The sequence below is a fragment of the uncultured Leptotrichia sp. genome (assembly GCF_938036635.1).
GTDB classification, from domain to species: domain Bacteria; phylum Fusobacteriota; class Fusobacteriia; order Fusobacteriales; family Leptotrichiaceae; genus Leptotrichia; species Leptotrichia hongkongensis.
Map to the genome: position 1 here is coordinate 1 of NZ_CALHQO010000184.1, position 1,121 is coordinate 1,121.

The 1,121-nt window shown below is 26.4% G+C and carries 2 protein-coding genes and 1 tRNA gene; all 3 read right to left on the reverse strand.

Features of this window, described 5'->3' with window-relative positions:
* Positions 1–202: 202 nt before the first annotated feature.
* Positions 203–277 (reverse strand) — tRNA-Gln (locus Q0370_RS03665).
* A 303-nt stretch (positions 278–580) separates the two neighbouring features.
* On the reverse strand, positions 581–967 hold the full coding sequence (locus Q0370_RS03670) for a hypothetical protein (protein WP_299572273.1): 387 nt from the start codon (positions 965–967) through the stop codon (positions 581–583).
* Positions 951–1,085 (reverse strand): hypothetical protein, encoded by a 135-nt coding sequence (locus Q0370_RS03675; protein WP_299572275.1) that lies wholly within the window; start codon positions 1,083–1,085, stop codon positions 951–953. The genes Q0370_RS03670 and Q0370_RS03675 overlap by 17 nt, the downstream gene beginning before the upstream one ends.
* Positions 1,086–1,121: the final 36 nt, after the last annotated feature.

Genomic DNA, 1,121 nt, shown 5'->3' on the forward strand with positions numbered 1-1,121 from the left:
GATTGACAATTATATCCTCTTGTCTGAGTTCAAAAATAAAATTATCTAAATCTACGTCTGCATTTAATGTGATTTCTAAATCCAACTTTATATCATGATTTTCAATTGTATAATCCGTTAATGTTTTATCAAAATATTTTATTATAAAAAAAAACTACTGAAAACAGCAGCTTGTTTATATCTTATACTATTTAATTTTAAATGGCTGGGCTGAATGGATTCGAACCATTGCATGCTGGAGTCAAAGTCCAGTGCCTTACCGCTTGGCGACAGCCCAACAATATTTCCTAAGACAAGAACTATTATACAAAATAAATTTGATTTTGTCAACTATTTTTTAAACTTTTTTATCTAAAGTATGTATAGATGTCAAACATTTGTTACAAAAATATTTTAAAAGCCTGTCTAATTATTAATATATTTTATTCCTAGACAGGCTTTTATTGTTTCAAAATATTTTTTAATTACCACTTTTTATTATTTTTTCTAGGTTTTCTGCCTTCCATTTACCATTTACTTTTTTAAGTATTACTGGTAAATCTTGCACTATTACTTCTTCTTCAGTAACTTTTTTGGCTTCTTACTCAAACATATTTATTCTTTCTTGAATTGCAATATTGTAGTAATTTCTCTTTATCGGTTCGTTTCCTTTTTTTCTCATAATTTCTTCAAATTCATCTCTGCTAATTTTTGATTTTTCTAAAATTTTTCTTTCTGTTTCTTCATCCAAATCCAACATATCTGAAACTGTTCTTAAGCTCTTAGATCTTATATCATAAATTGCTTCTGCTTCTTCATCTGAAATGTAATTTATTTGTTTTATGTCAAATTTTAATCTTGTTTCATTTGCTGTGATTCTCGAAATTTCTCTTACATATTTTTCTACAATTTCTCTTTTTAAAGAATTGCTTATTACATAATCTTTAAATAGTCTATTATAAGCTTCTTTTTCAAGCTTTTTTTTCATTATCTCTTATTCCTTCATTTACAATTGTAAAAAAATACGACTGTAGCCTGCTTCGAAGCATTTTCTCTATTGCTCTGTCTTCAGTAGTATTGCTTACTGCAAAAATATTTCCTGCCATTACCATCAATAATCAAAAATAATATTTTTTCGTATA